The sequence below is a fragment of the Shinella sp. 838 genome, assembly GCF_029623935.1.
Classification (GTDB): Bacteria; Pseudomonadota; Alphaproteobacteria; order Rhizobiales; family Rhizobiaceae; genus Shinella.
Genome location: NZ_JARSBQ010000007.1, coordinates 1 through 19,607 on the forward strand (window position 1 = coordinate 1; position 19,607 = coordinate 19,607).

Annotated in this window: 15 protein-coding genes and 4 pseudogenes; 15 read left to right on the forward strand and 4 right to left on the reverse strand. The window is 60.6% G+C overall.

Going from position 1 to position 19,607, the window contains the following annotated elements:
- Positions 1 to 125 precede the first annotated feature (125 nt).
- Positions 126 to 1,688: pseudogene (locus tag P9A16_RS20095) on the reverse strand (peptidoglycan D,D-transpeptidase FtsI family protein); the annotation flags it as partial.
- Between the two features lie 1,049 nt (positions 1,689 to 2,737).
- Between P9A16_RS20095 and P9A16_RS20100 the strand changes: the two are divergent.
- From P9A16_RS20100 to P9A16_RS20130, 7 genes are all read left to right on the forward strand, one after another.
- Positions 2,738 to 3,532, forward strand: coding sequence for a DeoR/GlpR family DNA-binding transcription regulator (locus tag P9A16_RS20100; RefSeq protein WP_023513590.1), 795 nt, complete (start codon positions 2,738 to 2,740; stop codon positions 3,530 to 3,532).
- A gap of 35 nt (positions 3,533 to 3,567) precedes the next feature.
- Entirely contained in the window at positions 3,568 to 4,632 is a 1,065-nt protein-coding gene (locus tag P9A16_RS20105) for an ABC transporter ATP-binding protein (protein ID WP_023513591.1), read from the forward strand.
- Between the two features lie 14 nt (positions 4,633 to 4,646).
- Positions 4,647 to 5,945: an ABC transporter substrate-binding protein gene (locus P9A16_RS20110; RefSeq protein ID WP_023513592.1), complete on the forward strand. Its 1,299-nt coding sequence runs from the start codon at positions 4,647 to 4,649 to the stop codon at positions 5,943 to 5,945.
- A 74-nt stretch (positions 5,946 to 6,019) separates the two neighbouring features.
- Complete coding sequence (locus P9A16_RS20115) at positions 6,020 to 6,895, forward strand: carbohydrate ABC transporter permease (RefSeq protein WP_272790715.1); 876 nt, start codon at positions 6,020 to 6,022, stop codon at positions 6,893 to 6,895.
- Complete coding sequence (locus P9A16_RS20120; RefSeq protein ID WP_023513594.1) at positions 6,892 to 7,713, forward strand: carbohydrate ABC transporter permease; 822 nt, start codon at positions 6,892 to 6,894, stop codon at positions 7,711 to 7,713. The genes P9A16_RS20115 and P9A16_RS20120 overlap by 4 nt, the downstream gene beginning before the upstream one ends.
- Positions 7,714 to 7,737: 24 nt before the next feature.
- Complete coding sequence (locus P9A16_RS20125; protein WP_130520747.1) at positions 7,738 to 8,520, forward strand: metallophosphoesterase; 783 nt, start codon at positions 7,738 to 7,740, stop codon at positions 8,518 to 8,520.
- A gap of 12 nt (positions 8,521 to 8,532) precedes the next feature.
- Positions 8,533 to 9,300: an inositol monophosphatase family protein gene (locus P9A16_RS20130; RefSeq protein WP_023513596.1), complete on the forward strand. Its 768-nt coding sequence runs from the start codon at positions 8,533 to 8,535 to the stop codon at positions 9,298 to 9,300.
- A 45-nt stretch (positions 9,301 to 9,345) separates the two neighbouring features.
- On the opposite strand, the gene P9A16_RS20135 is transcribed toward P9A16_RS20130, so the two are convergent.
- Complete coding sequence (locus P9A16_RS20135) at positions 9,346 to 10,257, reverse strand: HNH endonuclease (RefSeq protein ID WP_023517618.1); 912 nt, start codon at positions 10,255 to 10,257, stop codon at positions 9,346 to 9,348.
- 78 nt (positions 10,258 to 10,335) lie between these two features.
- On the opposite strand from P9A16_RS20135, the pseudogene P9A16_RS20140 reads away from it, so the two are divergent.
- A pseudogene (locus P9A16_RS20140) lies at positions 10,336 to 10,572 on the forward strand (recombinase family protein); the annotation flags it as partial.
- A 69-nt stretch (positions 10,573 to 10,641) separates the two neighbouring features.
- On the opposite strand, the pseudogene P9A16_RS20145 reads toward P9A16_RS20140, so the two are convergent.
- Both P9A16_RS20145 and P9A16_RS20150 read right to left on the reverse strand, forming a co-directional pair.
- Positions 10,642 to 11,825 (reverse strand): annotated as a pseudogene (locus P9A16_RS20145) (type II toxin-antitoxin system HipA family toxin); the annotation flags it as partial.
- Between the two features lie 36 nt (positions 11,826 to 11,861).
- Positions 11,862 to 12,176: pseudogene (locus P9A16_RS20150) on the reverse strand (helix-turn-helix domain-containing protein).
- A 315-nt stretch (positions 12,177 to 12,491) separates the two neighbouring features.
- Between P9A16_RS20150 and P9A16_RS20155 the strand changes: the two are divergent.
- The 7 genes from P9A16_RS20155 to P9A16_RS20185 all read left to right on the forward strand — a co-directional run bounded on the left by P9A16_RS20155 (position 12,492) and on the right by P9A16_RS20185 (position 19,482).
- Positions 12,492 to 13,607: an ROK family transcriptional regulator gene (locus tag P9A16_RS20155; RefSeq protein ID WP_024271023.1), complete on the forward strand. Its 1,116-nt coding sequence runs from the start codon at positions 12,492 to 12,494 to the stop codon at positions 13,605 to 13,607.
- Complete coding sequence (locus P9A16_RS20160) at positions 13,604 to 14,407, forward strand: ABC transporter permease (RefSeq protein ID WP_023516746.1); 804 nt, start codon at positions 13,604 to 13,606, stop codon at positions 14,405 to 14,407. The genes P9A16_RS20155 and P9A16_RS20160 overlap by 4 nt, the downstream gene beginning before the upstream one ends.
- Positions 14,404 to 15,201 (forward strand): ABC transporter ATP-binding protein, encoded by a 798-nt coding sequence (locus P9A16_RS20165; protein ID WP_024271022.1) that lies wholly within the window; start codon positions 14,404 to 14,406, stop codon positions 15,199 to 15,201. The genes P9A16_RS20160 and P9A16_RS20165 overlap by 4 nt, the downstream gene beginning before the upstream one ends.
- Positions 15,202 to 15,217: 16 nt before the next feature.
- Entirely contained in the window at positions 15,218 to 16,204 is a 987-nt protein-coding gene (locus P9A16_RS20170; protein WP_023517011.1) for an aliphatic sulfonate ABC transporter substrate-binding protein, read from the forward strand.
- Positions 16,205 to 16,257: 53 nt separating this feature from the next.
- A complete protein-coding gene (locus P9A16_RS20175; protein WP_024271021.1) occupies positions 16,258 to 17,811 on the forward strand; it encodes a sulfatase family protein in 1,554 nt (517 codons plus the stop codon).
- A gap of 93 nt (positions 17,812 to 17,904) precedes the next feature.
- Positions 17,905 to 18,759 (forward strand): formylglycine-generating enzyme family protein, encoded by an 855-nt coding sequence (locus tag P9A16_RS20180; protein WP_023516102.1) that lies wholly within the window; start codon positions 17,905 to 17,907, stop codon positions 18,757 to 18,759.
- A 330-nt stretch (positions 18,760 to 19,089) separates the two neighbouring features.
- The gene (locus P9A16_RS20185) at positions 19,090 to 19,482 is read left to right on the forward strand and encodes a RidA family protein (protein WP_024271020.1); all 393 of its coding nucleotides are present in this window, start codon (positions 19,090 to 19,092) and stop codon (positions 19,480 to 19,482) included.
- Positions 19,483 to 19,607: the final 125 nt, after the last annotated feature.

The following is a 19,607-nucleotide window of genomic DNA, read 5'->3' on the forward strand; positions in this document are numbered from 1 at the left end:
CCGAAAATATGCGCCACGCCGGGGTATGACTACGATCGGGCTACGCCCTCACTCCGTCACACCCCGGCGCGAGTCTCATCCTGATTGACGCTGAATCTCACCTAGATTGCCGCTATGCACCCACCGAGGAATGCATTGAAATTCAGGTCCGTGGCATATCTTCCGTTGATCACCTTGTCTGCGGTTCCAGTCTTTCCCCCAACGTGATAGCCCGGCACCTGGGCGCTGCGGCCAGAGCCCGTGAGGCCGTTCCAGTTGAAAAGATATCGCATCTCTGCGCTTGTCTCAGGTCGAAGAACCTGCTTCGTGGCAGGGGCACCTTCTTTCCGGTCGCGGGCGAGGAATGTCGGTGCAATCAATTTGCCTCCATTCAGGAGCGCCGCTGCGGCTACGGCCGTCTGCAATGGAGTGGTTGCCATGCCGTGTCCGTAGGAGATCGTTGCAGAATTGATCTTCTTCCAGATGCGAGGCTGTACAGGTGTCGCGATCTCTGGAAGCTCCGTCTCCATCTTCGTTAGAAGACCCAGCCTGGTGAGGAAGGCCTGATGTTCATCCATGCCGACCATGTCTGCTATCTTCACAGTGGCGATATTCGAGGAATATCGAAAGACCTCGGGTACCGTAAGTGGGCGGTTGCGGCCGTGGAAATCCTTGATCGTAAAGCCCCCCATTCTGAGCGGCCGCGAAGCATCGACGATTGAGTCGAGGTTGATCACACCGGCATCCAACCCCATAGCCAGCGTGAAGCTCTTGAATGTAGAGCCCATCTCGAACGTCGCATTGCTCATTCGGTTGAACCAGCCCTTCTCGTACTCCTTGTCGATCTTGCCGTTGGGCATCATCCTCGAAGGCTCATTCGGATTGTAGTCGGGCACAGAAGCCATTGCGAGGATCTCCCCCGTCGATATATCCAGGATAACGGCTCCTGCTGCTTCGGCCTGATAGGCGCTCATCGCTTCCTTGATCGTCTCGCGAACGATGCTTTGAACTCTGAGATCGATGGACAGACGAACCGGTTCGAGCCGCACATCATTCGTCATTCCCGCCGCTCTGAGATCGGCAAGGCCCTGGCGGTCAATATAGCGCTCCATACCCGCCAGGCCCCGGTTGTCGATATCGACGTGCCCCAATATATGGGATGCCGTTGCGCCACCCGGGTAGAGCCGGCCGACTTCCGGACGAAAGCCTATTCCGGGGATTCCGAGCGCCAGGATCGCGGCTTGCTGTCGGGGTGTCAGCTGTCGCTTCAGCCACTGGAACGCCGCCCCCGAACGAAGCTTGCGATGGGTGGCCTTCCAGTCGAGATTGGGAATAACCGCGGACAGCTTCTCTACAACCTCATCGGCATCAACGATTCTGCGAGGCTCGGCATAGAGGGATACGAGCCTGAGATCGGTTGCGAGAAGCTTTCCGTTGCGATCGACGATGTTCGGGCGAGACGCTACCGGTGAAACGATGCCTATCGGACCCGAGGAGACTGGTACCGCGAGCCCATAGTGAACCAAACGTGCGCCAATACCCAGATACGCCATCAGGAAGAGCGCGATCAGAACGCCAAGCCGCCGCTTCTTCATCGCCGCACAACTCCTGTGAGTGCGAGACCCGTGAGCGGTCACGATCGAGCGATCCCCGCGCAGAAGGAAATGAACTCGGCTTCGTCGCTTGAGGACGCTGGAAATGACGTTCATCCGGATGACTCCACCGCAAATCCTCCCATATACATCGTACCGATCCCAGCACGTCAGGAGGTGGAACCCCGCAAGGCAGGGTATGGACAGACACCCTTGTAGCCTCGCCGAGGGTTACCAGAAGGTTAAGATTGAGGTCCCGCTGCGTGTTGGCTAGCTTCAAATGCCGGCCACAAAAAAGTGATTGGAATGTTGAGCTGGAAGTAAGCGGCACGCCGAAATCGTTGGGGTGGGTGTTGGTCCACGAAGTCTATCAGTGTCCAAAAATTGGCTCTGGCGCAAACCTGATAATATCACATCACTCCGATATTGAGTGCCTCACGCAGATCAAATTTCCTGCGACCGTTCATCCGCTGTTGGTTTCCACGCGGAACTGAGGCGGCCAATGCTCAATTCCCGCGCGGCAATGCCAGCGACTGTCGGCACCGCTGTTGAATTGCTCTTAAAGGGATGTGAGCCCGCCTCGACCCCGCACTTTGAATAGAGCTAACGTTCTGCAGCTCCTCAGCGGGGATCTCCTCCTCGGATACCAATGCGCGGTCGTTGCGCGCGGCAGTGTATGCCGAAATCTATCGAAAGGCTGTGCGCGGCAAGCGTTCCTCATAATTGACGGCGGAACGAAGTAAAGTGGAAGAGTCGAGGATCGCACGGACCCACCTTCGCGCCACTGTCCATGCACCCTCCGAACCGGTTTCGTTTCCAAACCTGGCAGCTACATGCCGAACATGCGCATCGCCCACCACGCCAGACGCAGCGGCCAGTCGCCACGTCATCTTCGGGAATGGGGCCGTGACCACGCGCGCAGGTCCACCTACGCGCATCAGCGATCAAAATGGTGGGGGCACGACATTGGCCCGTTCACATGGATCGCGGGCCGGTGATTGATCGATAACGATCAAATTCCGAACTACTTGGCCACCCGCACATACCTGGCATCCAAGGACATTGACGACCGCTTGCGTGCGGTCAGATCATTAGGCTCCGCTTGACAAGATCGAAAAAGATCATAAAAAGATTGTATTCGATCATGAAAGCTGGGAGGGCTTCCGATGAGCGAAACTCTTTCTGAGAATGAACTCAAATCCGCCGCCGTTCGTCAGGCGCGCCTGCTTGAGCATTTGCGCGTCGAGGTTTTTGCCGACGCCCAGAAACTCAAAGACGTCTTGGACGTATCCATCGCCACGATCCGCCGCGATCTCAACGAGCTTGAAGCGCGCGGCCTGTTGAGGCGCATGCATGGTGGCGCTGCCATCATCAATCAGACAACGCGCGACTACAGCACGCCGGTGCGCGAGGGCACGAATATCGAGGAGAAGGCGCGCATCGGCGCCGCGGCTGCCGAACTCGTCGTCGAGGGCGACGCTGTGATGATCGACAGCGGTACAACGACGCTTCGGGCCGCCAAGCACCTGGCGGCACGGCAGTCTCTCACCTTCGTGACCAACGGCACCGATATCCTGACCGAATTGGCCGCCAGCGGCGCACGGGATATTCACTTCATCGGCGGACAATATATTGAGCCCAACCGATCGCTAGGCGGTCCGATGGCAGTGGAAGCCGTACGGCGCTTCAGCGTCGACAAGGCGATCCTGAGCGTGACGGCCGTCGATCTGGACCGTGGGCTGATCGCGACGGCAACTCCGCAGATCAGCTCCGTTCAGCAGGCAATGATCGAGATCGCGCGCACAGTCATCGTCGTTGCCGACCATTCCAAATTCCAGCGCAGCGCGCTCTCGGTGATCGCGCCGCTGCAGAAGATCGATCACATCGTCACCAACGAGGCGACGCGACCGCTGACGCGATCCCTGCCGGGCGATCTGCGGTCCAAATTCATCTTCGTTTGAGGTGCCGGCAGGCTTGCCGGGCGGGGAGGGAAATTTTGACAGGAATATCGGTCAACAACCTTGTGAAGGACTGGGGCGCGTTCCGGGCGGTGGACGACGTGAGCTTCTCGACCAGCGAAGCCGAATTCGTCGCCCTGCTCGGCCCGTCGGGCTGCGGCAAATCCACGACGCTTCGGCTGATTGCCGGGCTCGACATGGTGACATCGGGAACGATTTCGATAACCGGACGCGATGTCACGGCGCTGGCGCCCGCCAAGCGCAATCTTTCCATGGTTTTCCAGTCCTACGCGCTGTTCCCGCATCTGAACGTTGCCGATAATATCCTGTTCGGCCTTTCCGTGCGCGGCGTCGCCAAGGCCGAACAGCAAAAGCGCTTGCAGCACACGGTAGAGCTTCTCGGGCTCGGCCATCTGCTCGACCGACGGCCGAGCCAGATGTCAGGCGGCCAGCAGCAGCGCGTGGCGCTTGGCCGCGCGCTGATCTCGCAGACGCCGCTCTGCCTGCTCGACGAACCGCTTTCCAACCTCGATGCGAAACTGCGCGCGGGGATGCGCAGCGAAATCCGCGCGCTACAAAAACGCCTCGGCATCACCATGGTCTATGTCACGCACGACCAGACCGAGGCAATGAGCATGGCTGACCGCGTGATCCTGCTCAACAAGGGCGGTGTGGAGCAAGCCGGTGCGCCGGGCGATCTCTACGAGAAGCCGGCTTCGATCTTCGTCGCCCAGTTCATCGGCACACCCCCGATGAACATCCTCGATCTCGCCGGCGGCCCCGACGGTTCGGTCATCGCCGGCGGCACGCGTCCGGTCGCCGACGCCGCGCACGAGGGCCTGCACCTCGGCATCCGGCCCGAGCATTTGCGCCTTGTCGAGAGCGGCGAGCCGGCAACCGTCCAGTCGAGCGAGTATTTCGGCGCCGACACAATCCTGGCCTGCCGCGTCGGCAACCAGCTTCTTCAGATGCGCGTGCCCGGCCGCCCCGGCCTTGCCGATGGCGCGGCGGTACACCTCGCCTGGGATCCCATGGCGACGCATTTCTTCGACCGATCGAGCGGAGCAAGGCGCGACGACGTCACCCGACTGAACAGCTTCTAGAGGAGGATGGAACCATGCCTTTGAGCAAACGAAATGCCCTGAAACTGGCTGCGGCCGGCTTCTCCTACATCGCGCTTACCGCGGGAATGGCGTTGGCCGACACCAAGATCGATTTCTACTATCCGGTACAGGTCGGCGGACCCGTCACCAAAGTGGTCGATGGCTACGTGCAGAAGTTCATGGAAGCCAATCCCGGCATCACCGTCGCCCCGATCTACGCCGGCAACTACAATGACACGACGACCAAGGCGCTGACCGCCGCCAAGGCCGGTACGCCGCCCGCTGTCGCCGTGCTGCTGGCCACCGACGTCTACACACTGATCGACGAGGACGTGATCGACCCGATCGACGATTTCATCAAGACCGACGAGGACAAGGCCTGGCTGGCCGGTTTCATGCCGGCCTATCTCAAGAGCGGACAGACCGAAGACCATCTTTGGTCCGTGCCGTTCCAGCGCTCGACCGCGGTGATGTACTACAACAAGCAGGCCTTCAAGGGCGCCGGCCTCGATCCGGAAAAATACCCGACGACCTGGGACGAGATGGTCGCCGCCGGCAAGGCGGTCACGGCCAAGGATGCGGCTGGCCAGGTGACGCGCTGGGGCGTCGGCATCGCCGGCAATGTCGGCTCGGCCCAGTGGCTGTTCGGCGCGCTGGTCGCCCAGAACGGCGGCACGCTGGTCAACGAGGCGGGCACCGAGACCTACCTGACCGATCCGAAGGTCGTCGAGGCCCTGCAATATTGGGTGGATCTCTCGACGAAGGATGCGATCCACCCGCCGGGCATCTTCGAATGGGGCACGGCGCCGGCCGATTTCCTCGCCGGCCGCGTCGCCATGATCTGGCACACGACGGGCAACCTTGCCAATATCCGCAAGAACGCCACCTTCGACTTCGGCATCGCCCCTTTCCCGGGGCATCCGACGCCCGCCTCCGTGCTTGGCGGCGGCAATCTCTATATCTTCAAGGATGCCTCGGATGAGGAAAAGGCCGCCGCCTACAAGTTCATCCAGTTCCTGACTTCCGACGAAATTCTCGCCGACTGGGCCGTGCAGACGGGCTATGTCGCACCGCGCGACGGCTCCTGGGAAACCGAGACGATGAAGAAATACGTCGCGGAAGCACCGCAGGCGCTGGTGGCGCTCAAGCAGATCCCCGCCTCCGTGCCGGAATTTTCGACCCATGAGAACGCCCGCGCGACCAAAATCCTCAACGACGCCCTGGCGGCGGCGCTGACGGGCAACAAGACGGCGGAAGCAGCGCTCGCCGAGGCGCAGGACCAGATCGACCGCATCCTGAAGCCTTACCGCTAGGGCACATCCTGCCGGGCGCGGCCGATCAGGCCGCGTCCCTCCGCTTGAGGCCGACAACCGTCGACAGGTCTAAGATGAACAAGTCCCGAAATCTCATCTACGGAAGCTTGCTGCTCTTGCCGGCGGCGGTTCTCCTGTGGGTCTTCACCTATCAGCCCATCCTGGCAACGCTCTACCACAGCTTCTTCTCGACGCCGAAGGGCCGCCGCGCCGCCGTCTTCGTGGGCGTCGACCACTATACCCGCATGATCGAGGACCCGGTCTTCTGGCAGGCGCTGACGAACAACATCGTCTATGCCGCCGCCACGATCCCGGCCTCAATGGCGCTGGCGCTTGCCATGGCGCTCTTCGTCAACAACCGGATCCACGGCCAGGGCCTGGTGCGCATGGCCTACTTCACGCCAACCGTGTTGCCGATGGTCGCCGTCGCGAATATCTGGCTGTTCTTCTATGCGCCGAGCTATGGGCCGGTCGACCAGCTGCTCGGCCTTGTCGGCCTCGGCCACAACAACCTGCTCGGCACGCCCTCCACGGCGCTGTGGGCGCTGATCGTCATCACGATCTGGAAGGAGGCCGGCTTCTTCATGATCTTCTACCTCGCCGCGCTCCAGCAGATCTCGCCGACGCTGATCGAGGCGGCACGCCTCGAGGGGGCGACCCCGCTGCAGACTTTCCGCCGCGTCACCGCGCCGCTCATCATGCCCACCACGCTTTTTGTGCTGGTCAATGCGCTGATCGGCGCCTTCCGCCTTGTCGACCATGTCATTGCGCTCACCAAGGGCGGGCCGGACAATGCGACGACGCTGCTGCTCTTCTACATCTACGAGACGGGCTTCCAATACTGGGATACCGGCTACGCCGCAGCGCTCACCGTCTTCCTGCTGACGGTCCTCGCCCTCATCGCCCTCTTCCAGTTCGGCTATCTCGACAAGAAGGTTCACTATCGATGAGCACGTCGACCCAAGCTCCCTCCAGCACTGTCACGACACTTGGCGCCTGGTTCCTCGCCTTCCTCTGGGTATCCCCCATGCTGTTCGCCCTTTGGGCGGCCTTCCATCCCGCGACGGGATCGAGCACCTTCGATCTTTTCGCGCCGCTGACGCTGGAGAATTTCCGTGAAGTGCTGTCGGCCGCGCCCTTCCCGCGCTACTTCCTCAATACCTTCCTGCTGGTGACGCTCATTCTCGCCTCGCAGATCGTCGTGTGCACGCTCGCCGCCTATGCCTTCGTCTGCTTCCCGTTCCGCGGCTCGGAGGTGCTGTTCCTGCTGGTGCTGGTGCAGCTGATGATCATGCCGGAGATCCTGCTGGTCGAGAACTACCGCACGCTCGCAGCCCTTGGGCTTCGCGATACCATCCTCGGCATGGGCCTGCCCTATCTCGCCTCGGCCTTCGGCATCTTCCTCTTCCGGCAGACGTTCAAGAGCGTGCCGAAGGAGCTGGAGGAGGCCGCGCGGCTGGAAGGCGCGAATGCGCTTCAGGTTCTGCTGCGTGTCTTCGTGCCGCTGGCCAAGCCGACCTATGTCGCCTTCGGCCTCGTCACCGTCAGCTACCACTGGAACAACTTCCTCTGGCCGCTCGTCGTGACGAATTCCGTCGAAACCCGTCCCATCACGGTGGGCCTGCAGGTTTTCGCGACGGTCGAGCAGGGTGTCGACTGGGCGCGTGTGACGGCAGCGACGCTGCTTTCCGTCGCGCCGCTCCTTCTCGCCTTCATCATTTTCCAGCGTCAGTTCGTCCAGAGCTTTATGCGCGCCGGCATCCGCTGAGCGGGCAGGAAAGGAATTCACCCGGTGCTGATCGCCCATATTTCCGATTTCCATGTCTTTTCCGACAAGCCGGAAACCCCTCTGGTGCGGCTCGATGCCGAGCGCGTCGCGCGTCGCGTCGTGGCAGATCTTGCCGCCTTCGCGCCCAGACTCGATGCCATCGCCCTCACCGGCGACCTCACCGATGGCGGTTCGGCACAGGACTATGCACTGCTGCAGGATATCCTTGCGCCTCTTTCCATGCCGGTCTTCGTGGTGCCCGGCAATCATGACAGGAGGTATGCCCTGCGCGCGGCCTTCGCCGACCGCTTGCCCTTCTCCGATAGTTCGTATCTCAACTACGAGACCCGCATCGGCGGCCTCAAGGTTCTTGCGCTCGACACACTGATCGAGGGGCGCGGCGATGGCGCACTTGTCCCGGAAAGCCTTGTCTGGTTGGCGGAAAGGCTGCCGGCCGGCGGCACGGAGCCGGCGCTCGTGCTGCTGCATCATCCGCCCTTCCCTTCCGGCATCCAGTCACTCGACAAGGCTGCATTGACCGCAGGACGCAGTGAGATCGCACGGTTGGTACGAGAGTATCGTGGACCGCTCACTATTCTGGCCGGCCACATCCACCGCCCTTTTCAAGCCACCTGGAACGGTGCCCATTGCGCCGTTGCCGGCAGCCCCGCCTTCCAGATGGCGCTCTACCTTACGCCGACGCCGCATGAACCCAGCCTCGTCAGCGAGCCCTACGCCTACTACGTCTACCGTTTCGAGGACGGCAACGTCGCCGTTCACACCCGTTATGTCTACCTGGACGATTGAAGGAATTCCGTTTTGAACAATGATTATGCGCGCGTGCAATCCATCGCCAAGGAAGCCGGTGAGATCGCGCTGAACCATTTCCGCAGCCTTTCCACGCTGAGTGTCGAGGCCAAGGGGCCGCTCGACCTCGTCACGGCGGCGGATCGAGATGTCGAACAATTCATCTGCGACGCGCTGGCGAAAGCCTTCCCTGAGGATGGGGTTTTCGGCGAGGAGGGTGCGGCTGTCGCCAGCCACTCGGGCCGCACCTGGGTCATCGATCCCATCGACGGCACGTTCAATTTCGTGCGCGGCAGCGACGGTTGGGGCATTTCCATCGGTCTGTTCGATAAGGGGTGGCCGGTCTTCGGCGTCGTCAACACGCCGGTGCGCGGCGAGATTTTCTCCGGTGGCGGCGGATTGCCTGCCGCGGTGAACGGCAAGCCGCTCTCCCCTCTGCGCCCCTTTGAGCGCGCCAGCGCGGCCCTCGGCGTGGGCATTCATCCAAGCGTCCCCAATGACGAGGCGCTCCGCGTGCTCGACCAGGTGATGAACGACCTCAATGTGGCGTTCCGCATCACCGGCTCGTCCGTCATTTCGCTGATCGACGTCGCCAAGGGCGCAGTTGACGGCTATCTCGGCCGCTCCATCCCGTGCTGGGACATTGTCGGCATGCTCCCTGCTCTTGAGACGATGGGCGTCACAACCACGATCGACTGGGCAACAGCTGGCCTTTCCGGCAAGCTGGACTTCGTGTGCGGCACACCGGAAACGGTCACCCTCGCAAGGAGCGTGGGTTAGAAAGCATCCGTTCTTTGTCTTGAAAGGATATGAACCACGGGCATGCTAATGTTTGAAGACATTCTCACGATGCCATTGTAGAAATTGAGGGTGCGGGCGCTCATGGATACCTACCGGCGAGATCGCCTTTCCAGTCTTGTTGATGAGGCCCTGGATACTGTCACGATCGTTTGCATGGCGTGAGACTAGGATATCAAGATCGTCTGACAAGCCGATAAGGCCTCGATCGAACATCCAGTGTGCAGTTCCGGAGAGCGCAATGCCGTTCGACAGGATATCTGGTCCTTTCGCTTCGACCGGGCGGATATGGGCAGCATCGACCTCCGCGCGCCCACCGCCGTTGACCAGCTTCAAGCCTGTTATCGCACATCGCTTGTCGTAGGCTTGCAAAATCAAGCGGCGAAATAGACGGTCGCGAACGATACGTGACGAGAGCTGCGCGACACGCGCCCTCTCCTGTTCCAAAATAAAGGGAGCCTGGGGACCGTCCGAAAACCCATCCGGCTCCCACGTCTCAGTCGCTTCCCCGGACCGCGGCAACTCGGGTTGATCTTCCGCCAGTCCGATGGAGAGGACGCGATTAAAATCCGCTGCGGAGATTGGCCGGACCGCGGCCTGCGCTCGTCCCGAGATCCGTCCCTCTTCGTTCAGAACTCCGCGTTCGATCACGCCGTCTGGACCACTGAAGGGAACGGGGTTGACGAAATCGAGGTAGCTGCCAGTTTCGATCAGAGCCAGATGCATTCCGTGCGCTTTGGGATCCGGAATGGCCCGCGAAACTTTGGCGATCGCGAAATATCCGCGAGTCGCTGCCACTTTGCGGGGCTCATAGTAGATAATCCAGTCTCCCACGCAGGCCTGAACACGACCGAGATACTGGCTCGGAAACTGATATTGCTCAGCCGGGCTGTCGTCATAGATCGAATCTGTGCGATGAATGAAAATCCCGAATCCCATACTCGATCTCTACCATGGTGACTGCGCTTCAAACCAGGGAGACCGGTGATTTTGCACGCCCCAGGCGGCGGGCTTTACGTGCGTTGTTCAAAAGATCAACAAAATCCCACCTCGATCGAAACCCAGCTCGACCTCAGAAAGGAATTCATCCTACGACAAAGCCGGCATTTGGCCGACACGTTCGTTGATGCCGGTGTCAGTGGCTCGTCATTCGAGACGAGGCCGGGCCTTCAGGCAGCATTGGCCAAGTCCAATGGAGGTGCATACGCAGTTTTTCTCCGCCTCACCTTCGATCGCCTGTCTCGCGATCTGGAACACAGCGCCCGTATCCTCAAGATCCTGCAGTTTCATGATTTCGATCTCTGGACGGTCCACGTGCCGCCGCGGTGTCATCAGCCGCACATGAGCATCCATACGCTCGAGAACCTTTGCCGGAACAACCTCGCGTTCCGGCAGCGACCACCAGTGATCGTCCACGCGTTCGATCGTGTCGACCACTGTCCCGAGAACTGCAGCTTCCGGCAATCGTGCACGGTTGGCAAAAGCTTTCCAGCGCTGCGCATTCAACGCCTTGAAAGGACGCTCGCCGCCGAGCGACAGAGCCATTGCATCTGCCTGGATATATGGGATTGTCGAGAGCACGTCATAGACAGACGCGAGTTGCGGTTTGTCACCTGCCTCGCGATAGATCAACGACCCGTTTTTCGGGTGCATGTCACCATTGCCGGTCAACGCAGCCAGAGCCAGCCGCCGGACAAACTCCAGTGCGGCAGGCGGCGACACGGCAACGTTCAAGGCGGCAGCGAAATCATGCTAGGCCGCTCCTTCATATTTCCGGGAAGGATAGACGCCGAACGTTTGCGCGAAATCCTCGATATGGATCCGCTGGCTACCAAGACCACGATCAAGGCGTTTGACGAGCAGGACTTTGCCGTCCGACAGCATCTCGAACGCCTTTGGAATTCCTTCGAACTCCGATTGCTCGACAAGTTCCCGTTCCGGCACCTCCATGCCGATGGCTTCTGCCAAAGCAAGATTGGCATATTCGTTTTCCGACACGCCAGGAAATGAGGTCGACGGAAACTTGGCGATATACGAACCCTGCTCGTCGCCAAGTGGCAATGTCAGCCTGCCGCCTTGCCTGTATTCTTGATAACCGAAAGCGTCATCTGCACACCAGCGAGCGAAAACCGGGCTTTCGGTTTTGAAACGGGTAGATCGTCAAGATGCACCACCGTTCCCTCGCTCGGCACAACGCGGACGGCGCCCGGCAGGTCCGCCCCGAGTGCGATAAGCAGATCGAAATCGTTCCCAGCGCGAACGCTGCCGGCGTGATGCTTTTCCATTGCCTCGCGCAATTTGTCCTCTTGGAGGAGATTGGCAAAGAACGCCGGTAGAGCACGGGCAACGGGTTTGGGATCCTTACGCAATCCGCCTGTGGCTGCGCGGAAAGACAGGCTGAGCACCGGAAAGCCGCCGGTGGCGCGATAGCTCTCCTCGAAGCTGAAGGCGTTGAAATCACCAGGTGTCCGAACGATCGTGCCGACCTTGAAATCGTTCAGCAGCACATTAAGCGACGAGGTGGACTCGGATCGGAGGAAGCTTCAGACATTCTCATCCTCGTCCGGATGAGCGATGAATGCCGGGAGATCGTCGATATCATCCTGGGGCCGTAGCAGCGCATCAACGGCCGGAACCATCGCCTGTGGTACAAGCATCAATTCAAGCCCGAGAGCGCGCGCGATGTTGATCAGTGTCGTTGTGGGCGCGACACTGCTTCCGGCTTCTATCTCACGATAGCGGGGACGCGATACACCCGCCATGTTGGCAACCTGCTCCTATGTCAGTTGCCGGCCTTTACGCGTCGCCATCAGCAATTGCCCGATTTCCAGCAAGAATTCTGACTCATGCTGTGCCATCCTACCTATCCGTCCGTTCTTCGCGGAGTAAGGCGAGCTGTCTCAAACATTTTAGGCTCGGCCGATACGAAAGACATAAATACGTATCATTACTTTCTAATTGACCCATTTACGTATCACAAATGCCATTCTCTAGATGGCCGCGCCACAGCCTAAACGCGCCGGCGGACCGAGAGTGTTTCCAGTGAACATGAGGCACCGGAAACACTCGAAATCACTCATGAGAGTACCATTCCGGCCCAAGCAGAACCGGCCAGCCTTGACAGATGCAAATTAATTTCTAAACTTTAGAAAATAATTGGTGGAGGGCCATGCATGGGGCTGCATCACGGACAGATTCTCCGTATTCTGCGCGATGAGGGACCACAATCGCGCGCAATTCTCGCACGCCGCAGCAAGCTGTCTGCTACCACGCTTACACATGTGACAGCCCAACTTCTCAATGAGGGCGACGTTGCCGAAGAGGAGCCCGTGGGAAGCAGCGGCGTGGGGCGGCCGGGTCAGGCGATCCGGCTCCTGCCCGATGCGAGACATGTTGCCGGCGTGCATGTCGGCGCGGGCCTCGTGCAACTCACCATCACCAATCTCATGGGCGCGCCCAAGGCCGCGGCGTCTTTCGACTTCGACCTGCCTCTAGCATCACCCGAAGCAATACTCGCGCGCATTGCCGGCGAAATCCGGACACTTCAGGCGTCGAGCGGCATCGAACGCATTCTCGGCGTCGGCCTTGGCGTGCCGGGTCCTGTCGATACCGACCAACGCACCATACTAACGTCGATCAATACCGGATGGTGCAACGTGCCCCTGGCCGACATGCTGCAACAACAGACCGGCCTGCCGGTGATCCTTGAGCACAATGTCACCGCAATGGCGATCGCGGAAGCGCGCTTCGGTCTGGGTCGCAAGGTGCCAGGCACGCTGTTCGTCTATCTGCGGTCCGGGCTTGGTGCCGGGCTGGTGATAGACGGCATGCCGTTCAGGCCAGGCGGCCATGGCGCCGTCGAACTCGGTCACATCCAGATTTCCAACGATGGACCGCGCTGCAGCTGCGGCAATCACGGCTGTCTCGAATGCTACCTGAACGAGCGTGTTCTGACGCAATCCCTGGGCCTGGAGGGCCCGGCGCCGACTGACCTGCTGGCAAGGATGGAAAAGACTGCTGGCTGGGTGCCGGTACTCAACCGCCTGACGGATTCGCTGGCCATCGCGATCACGCTGCTGACACCGGACCTGATCGTATTCGGTGGTCATCTTGGTGAAGCCCCCGAGAGCCTGTTCGCGCATCTACGTCAACACCTGCCGCCGCGCGTGATGCCGCATATGCGCGACATCCTCCGGTTCGAGCGAACCAGCTTCGGGGCGCAGTCCGGTGCTTTCGGCGGCGCCGCCGTGGCCCTGGATCACTTCTTTTATTCTGGAGACCGCCATTGAGCACCGTGACGACAAAAAACGAGGCGGGCGTCACCAAGAATGCCTCAGCCGGGAAGCTGGGTCCACTCGCACTCAATCTGACCGCCTTCGCGATCGGCTTAGTCATCTGGTGGGCAATCACCCAAGCCAAACTGGTCGTTTTGCCAGGGCCAGCGCAAGTGGCGGAGCGCGCGGTCACGCTGCTCGCCAACGGCCAGTTGCTGCTCGATATCGTCTCCAGCCTCCGGCGCGTTCTGACTGGCTTCCTGCTCGGGGTCGCGCTCGCCGTTCCCGTCGGCTTCCTGATGGGATGGTACAGCGTCGCCCGGGCTCTGATCGAACCCTATGTCCAGTTCTTCCGCATGATCCCGCCGCTGGCGATCATTCCGCTGGCCATCGTAACCATGGGCATCGATGAAGCGCCGAAAATCTTCGTCATTTTCCTGGCCTCCTTCCTGTCCTGTGTGGTCGCCACCTATCAGGGAGTGATCAGCGCCGATCGGACGTTGATCAATGCGGCGCGCGTGCTCGGCGCGAAGGATGGAGTGATCTTCTGGCGTGTGGTCATTCCCGCCTCGATGCCCTTCATCATGGTCGGGGTACGGATCGGTCTAGGCTCTTCCTGGGCAACGGTTGTCGCCGCCGAGCTCATCGCGGCGCAGTCCGGACTGGGCTTCCGCATGCAGCAGGCACAACTCTACTACGAACTACCCACCATTTTCGTCAGCCTAATCACCATCGGCATCCTTGGCCTTGTCATGGACCGCCTCGTCCAAGCGGCGGAACGGCGCCTCACCCGGTGGCAGGAGCGCGTTCAATGACCCCTATCAACAGCGAACCGAAGATCTCGTTCCAGAACGTCACCCGCCGTTTCGGCCAGGGCAGCAACGCGTTCCTCGCCCTCGACCGGCTCAATCTCGACATCGCCGACGGCGAATTCGTCACCGTCGTCGGCCCGTCCGGCTGCGGCAAGTCGACAGCTATGAACATCGCCGCCGGCTTGACGGACGTGTCTGACGGACGCGTGCTCGTCGATGGCAAGCCGGTTAATGGACCGGGGCCGGAGCGTGGCGTCATCTTTCAGCAATACGCCCTGTTCCCCTGGCTCACGGTTCGCGAGAATGTCGAGTTCGGCCTCAGGATCAAGGGCCTGCCCTCGGCCGTGCGCAAGACGATCGCCGATCGCTTCATCGACCTCGTCGGTCTCAAGGATTTCGCGGACGCCCTGCCGAAAACACTGTCCGGCGGCATGAAGCAGCGTTGCGCCATTGCGCGCGCCTATGCCGCCAACCCGACGATCCTGCTCATGGACGAACCTTTCGGCGCACTCGATGCATTGACCCGCGTCAACATGCAGGACCAGTTGCTGGACACGTGGAGCCGGGAGCGGCGCACCGTCGTCTTCATCACTCATGACGTCGACGAAGCGGTCTATCTCGCCAACCGCGTCATCGTCATGGCTTCGAGGCCCGGCCGTCTGCACAAGATCATTCCTGTCGACCTGCCCTATCCACGCACGGAAGAAATTCGACTGTCGCCGGAGTTCGCCGAGATCCGCAATCAGGTTTGGTATGCGGTCTACCACCAGAACAGCCAAGCCAAATCAACGTCATGACAAGGAGGAGAAAATCATGACCTTTACCAGACGCAAGCTTCTCGGCGCAGTCGCCGCAGGCGCCATCGCGAGCCCCTTCCTCGGCCTTTCGGCAAGATCCGCCCGCGCCGACGCCAAACCAGTACGCGTCGGCTATATCGCCGACTATTTCGGCACCAGTCTCACGGCGATCGCCAGTGACCAGGGCCTGTGGGCCAAGCATGGCCTGGAGCCGGACCTCAAGGTCTTCACCAATGGCCCGATCCAGATCCAGGCGCTCGGCGCCGGCAGCCTCGATTTCGGTTATGTCGGTCCCGGCGCATTGTGGTTGCCCGCCACCGGCAAGGCCAAGCTCGTGGCCATGAACGCACTCGGCCTGTCGGATCGCGTCATCGCCCAACCGGGCATCAATTCCATGGCCGATCTCAAGGGCAAGAAGATCGGCGTTCCCGAGGGCACGTCTGGCGATATGTTGCTGCGCCTCGCACTCGCCAAGGCCGGCATGACGCTGTCCGACGTCGAAGTCGTCAAAATGGACCCGCCTACCGTGGTCTCGGCCTTCGCCTCCCGGCAGATCGACGGCGCGGGCATCTGGTATCCGCTGGTCGGCGTCATCAAGAACACGCTGCCAGATCTGGTGGAAGTCGCCAAGAGCAGCGATTTCTACCCGCAGAACTCGTTCCCGTCCGCGTTCGTCGCTCGCAACGAGGTTGTTACCGAGGACGTCGATCTGATCAAGCGCTTCATCGCCACGATGAAGGAAGCCAACGACTTCCGTGCTGCCGACGTGCCGCGCTCCGTCGACATCACGGCAAGCTTCCTTGGCGCGCCAGTGGACCCACTCCGCACCGAAAGCACGAACGGCAAGTTCCTCACTTCGGCCGAACTGGCCGCTGCGAGCAAGGACGGCACTGTCGAGGGCTGGCTGAAAGGCCTCAACGAACAGTTCGTCGCCTTCGGCAAGATCGAGAACCCGCTCGATCCGAAAGACTATTACATGGCCGATCTCTACGCCGGCAACTAAAGCCAATCGACCGGCGCGGACACCCGCGCCGGCCCTTTTTCATCGAGATGAGAATGTCCAAGAAGCCCAATATCCTGTTCATCATGTCGGACGACCACGCCGCGCGGGCGATTTCCGCCTATGGCTCGGGTCTCAACAGCACCCCCAATCTCGACCGCATCGCCGACGAGGGCATGCGCCTCGACCGCTGCTACGTGACGAATTCTATCTGCACGCCGAGCCGGGCCGCTATTCTGACCGGAACCTACAATCATGTGAACACGGTGACGACGCTCGATACGCATATCGACAATCGCCAGCCCAACGTGGCCAAGCACCTGCGCGCTGGCGGCTACCAGACCGCAATCTTCGGCAAATGGCATCTCGGCGAAGGCAAGGCGCACGAGCCGACGGGCTTCGACGAATGGTCGGTCGTACCCGGCCAGGGCGACTATTTCGACCCCGTCATGATCGACCGTGACGGATCGCACCTCGAGCAAGGCTATGCGACCGACATTATCACCGACAAGTGCCTCGACTTCCTGGGCAATCGTGACCCCGACAAGCCCTTCTTCCTCATGTGCCACCACAAGGCACCGCATCGCAGCTTCGAACCGCATCCGCGCCATCGGCACCTTTATGCGGATGGCACGCTGCCGGTGCCTGAGACGTTCTCCGACGACTATGCCAACCGCGCGACGGCGGCTGCGGCGGCCAAGATGCGCATCCGCTCCGACATGACCTACAAGGATCTCGGCCTCGTCCAGCCCGAAGGCGGCGAGGAGGTCGGCACGTTGCTTTTGGGTGGATGGACCCAGCGCAAGGTGCCTGAAATCAGGGAGGGAGAGGAGCTGCGCCTGATCGATGGCCTCACCGGCGAGAACTTCGTCTTCACCGATCCGCAGGAACTGGCCCTGTTCAAATATCAGCGCTACATGATGCGTTACCTGCAGACCATCGCCGCCGTCGACGAGAATGTCGGCCGTCTGCTTGATTATCTCGATGCACAAGGCCTGCGCGACAACACCATGGTCATCTACACGTCCGACCAGGGCTTCTTCCTCGGCGAACACGGCTGGTTCGACAAGCGCTTCATGTACGAGGAATCCCTGCAGATGCCCTTCCTCATCCGTTATCCCGACGGGATCGAAGCCGGCGCACGCGCGGCGCATATCACGACCAATGTGGATTTTGCGGCGACATTTCTCGACTATGCGGGCCTGCCTGTTCCGAGCTACATGCAGGGAACAAGCATGCGGCCGATCCTGGAGCAGACAGCGGACGAGAATGACAAGGGTCTCGCCTACCATCGCTATTGGATGCACAAGGACGAATTCCACAACGCCTTCGCACATTACGGCGTGCGTGACGAGCGCTACAAGCTCATCTACTGGTACAACGATCCGCTCGACCAGCTCGGCGCCTTTGCCGGCGACGAGCCGCCCGAATGGGAGCTTTTCGATTGCGAAAAGGATCCATTCGAGCTTTCCAATTGTGCCAGCGATCCGGCTTATGCCAAGGTCTTCGAACGTATGCTGGCGAAACTGGATGCGCGAATGGCGGAGATCGGAGATATTCCTGAACATGTGAGCGCCGATATACTGGCTGGCCTCAGAAGGGCAGCCTGACCGTTGAGTTGCTGCTCCGATATTGGCGAACGTCGCAAGGGATCTGCACATGATCCACGGGAACCGGCAACCCCGCGGGCCATGGCGGCATGCATGCAAGTCGTGCGCATACGCTTCCCGGCCGCCAACAGCCATGTCGGAACCGACCGTCCGGTCATCCCTGACGACGGGGAAGGTCCTCGCCGGGCCGTGAAGCTCGGTGCTTTCGAGCTCGAAGCGACAACGGTAACCAATGCACGCTTCGCCGAGTTCATCGCTGCGACGGGCCACGTCACCGAAGCGGAGAGGTTCGGCTGGGCACCGGTGTTCCGCGGCCTGCTGCCAGAGGGGTTGGGCCACGCGCCAGTCGGTGCACAAATCCCCTGGTGGCTTCGCATCGACGGTGCCAACTGGCGGTCGCCGGAAGGGCCCGGCAGCACAATCCACGCCCGCACCCATCATCCCGCCGTGCAAGTTTCCTGGAATGACGCCATGGCCTTCGCCGCCTGGTGCGGCGGCCGCCTGCCGACCGAGGCAGAATGGGAACATGCCGCTCGCGGCGGCGCGGCAGACCCACGTTTCCCATGGGGTGACGATGAACCCAGCGATCAGGCGGTGTTCTGCAACATATGGCAGGGCCGTTTCCCCGAGCAGAATACATGCGCGGACGGTTTTTTTGGGACATCCCCTGCTGATGCGTTTTCACCGAACGGCGCCGGGCTCTATGGCATGGCGGGCAATGTCTGGGAATGGACTGCCGATTCCTTTCGCATCCGCTCGCTCGGGAAGCTTGCGCGGCAGCGCAATGAGCAGGCCAGCCGCAACCGTGACAAGGTGGTGAAGGGCGGGTCGTTCCTTTGCCACAAGAGCTACTGCTATCGCTATCGGATTGCTGCGCGCTCGTCGATGAGCCCGGACTCATCGACGAGCCACACCGGGTTTCGCATCTGCTACGATTCCGACATATGACAAGCGATGCGGTGAGGTCATCCCACGCGCTGGCGTGGCAGGGGCGGTGATCACCTCAGCAAAATCGGCACGATCCCTATCCCAAGCCAGACTGTTCGCGACGGTGATGAAGGTAGCGCATGCGACTTCACGCCGAATGCACATGGTGAAGCCTTCAATTGGATAGGCTAGTCGCTAGGTTTGCGCTCTGATCCGCCGAGTTCCAACGACAAATGGACGATCGCCCGGGGGCACAGCGCCCGCCGCCGTCCGTTATGGCCAGCCCTATCTACCGCTCCACTCGTACCCGGGTTATCAGGATTGCTCCATCAAGCCTGAAGGTGATCTAGAATGAGACACGAAATCATTGAAATTCCTATCATTTCAGAGGCCATTCGCCGCTTGGGTGCGCCGACCACGGTCCTGACCCGGGTGGACGGTCTTCTCTACACCTGCGGAATGCCGCCGATCGACATCGGGACCGGTGAGATCGTCAGGGGCGACATAGCAACGCAGACCCGAGCCTGCATGGAAGCCCTTTCCTTTACGTTGCGTCACGCGGGCTCTTCACTCGACAATGTCTTCAAATCATTAGTCTTTATTACCGACAACGATTTCGCAGCGGATATGAATGCTGTCTATCGCGAGTATTTTCCGCATGGTTTTCCAGCCCGAAGCTGCGTGACCATCCGCCCCTGGACGCATTTCGATATCGAAATCGAATGCATAGCAACCACAGGATAATCCACGGAAAATGTCGGGCCTGCTCATAAGCGGACGCAATGCTTGCCATTGAGTTTGGCTATTTGCGTTACAGACTCTCCTGTCTGCCTAATATGCCCAGAACGAACACAACATAAGAGGGTGTT

What these genes read in the sequence shown, in the direction of transcription:
- P9A16_RS20100 (WP_023513590.1), top strand. Translation starts at nt 2,738, where the DNA reads ATGAGCGAAACTCTTTCTGAGAATGAACTCAAATCCGCCGCCGTTCGT.
- P9A16_RS20110 (WP_023513592.1), top strand. Translation starts at nt 4,647, where the DNA reads ATGCCTTTGAGCAAACGAAATGCCCTGAAACTGGCTGCGGCCGGCTTC.
- P9A16_RS20115 (WP_272790715.1), top strand. Translation starts at nt 6,020, where the DNA reads ATGAACAAGTCCCGAAATCTCATCTACGGAAGCTTGCTGCTCTTGCCG.
- P9A16_RS20120 (WP_023513594.1), top strand. Translation starts at nt 6,892, where the DNA reads ATGAGCACGTCGACCCAAGCTCCCTCCAGCACTGTCACGACACTTGGC.
- P9A16_RS20135 (WP_023517618.1), bottom strand. Translation starts at nt 10,257, where the DNA reads ATGGGATTCGGGATTTTCATTCATCGCACAGATTCGATCTATGACGAC.
- P9A16_RS20155 (WP_024271023.1), top strand. Translation starts at nt 12,492, where the DNA reads ATGGGGCTGCATCACGGACAGATTCTCCGTATTCTGCGCGATGAGGGA.
- P9A16_RS20165 (WP_024271022.1), top strand. Translation starts at nt 14,404, where the DNA reads ATGACCCCTATCAACAGCGAACCGAAGATCTCGTTCCAGAACGTCACC.
- P9A16_RS20170 (WP_023517011.1), top strand. Translation starts at nt 15,218, where the DNA reads ATGACCTTTACCAGACGCAAGCTTCTCGGCGCAGTCGCCGCAGGCGCC.
- P9A16_RS20175 (WP_024271021.1), top strand. Translation starts at nt 16,258, where the DNA reads ATGTCCAAGAAGCCCAATATCCTGTTCATCATGTCGGACGACCACGCC.
- P9A16_RS20180 (WP_023516102.1), top strand. Translation starts at nt 17,905, where the DNA reads ATGCAAGTCGTGCGCATACGCTTCCCGGCCGCCAACAGCCATGTCGGA.
- P9A16_RS20185 (WP_024271020.1), top strand. Translation starts at nt 19,090, where the DNA reads ATGAGACACGAAATCATTGAAATTCCTATCATTTCAGAGGCCATTCGC.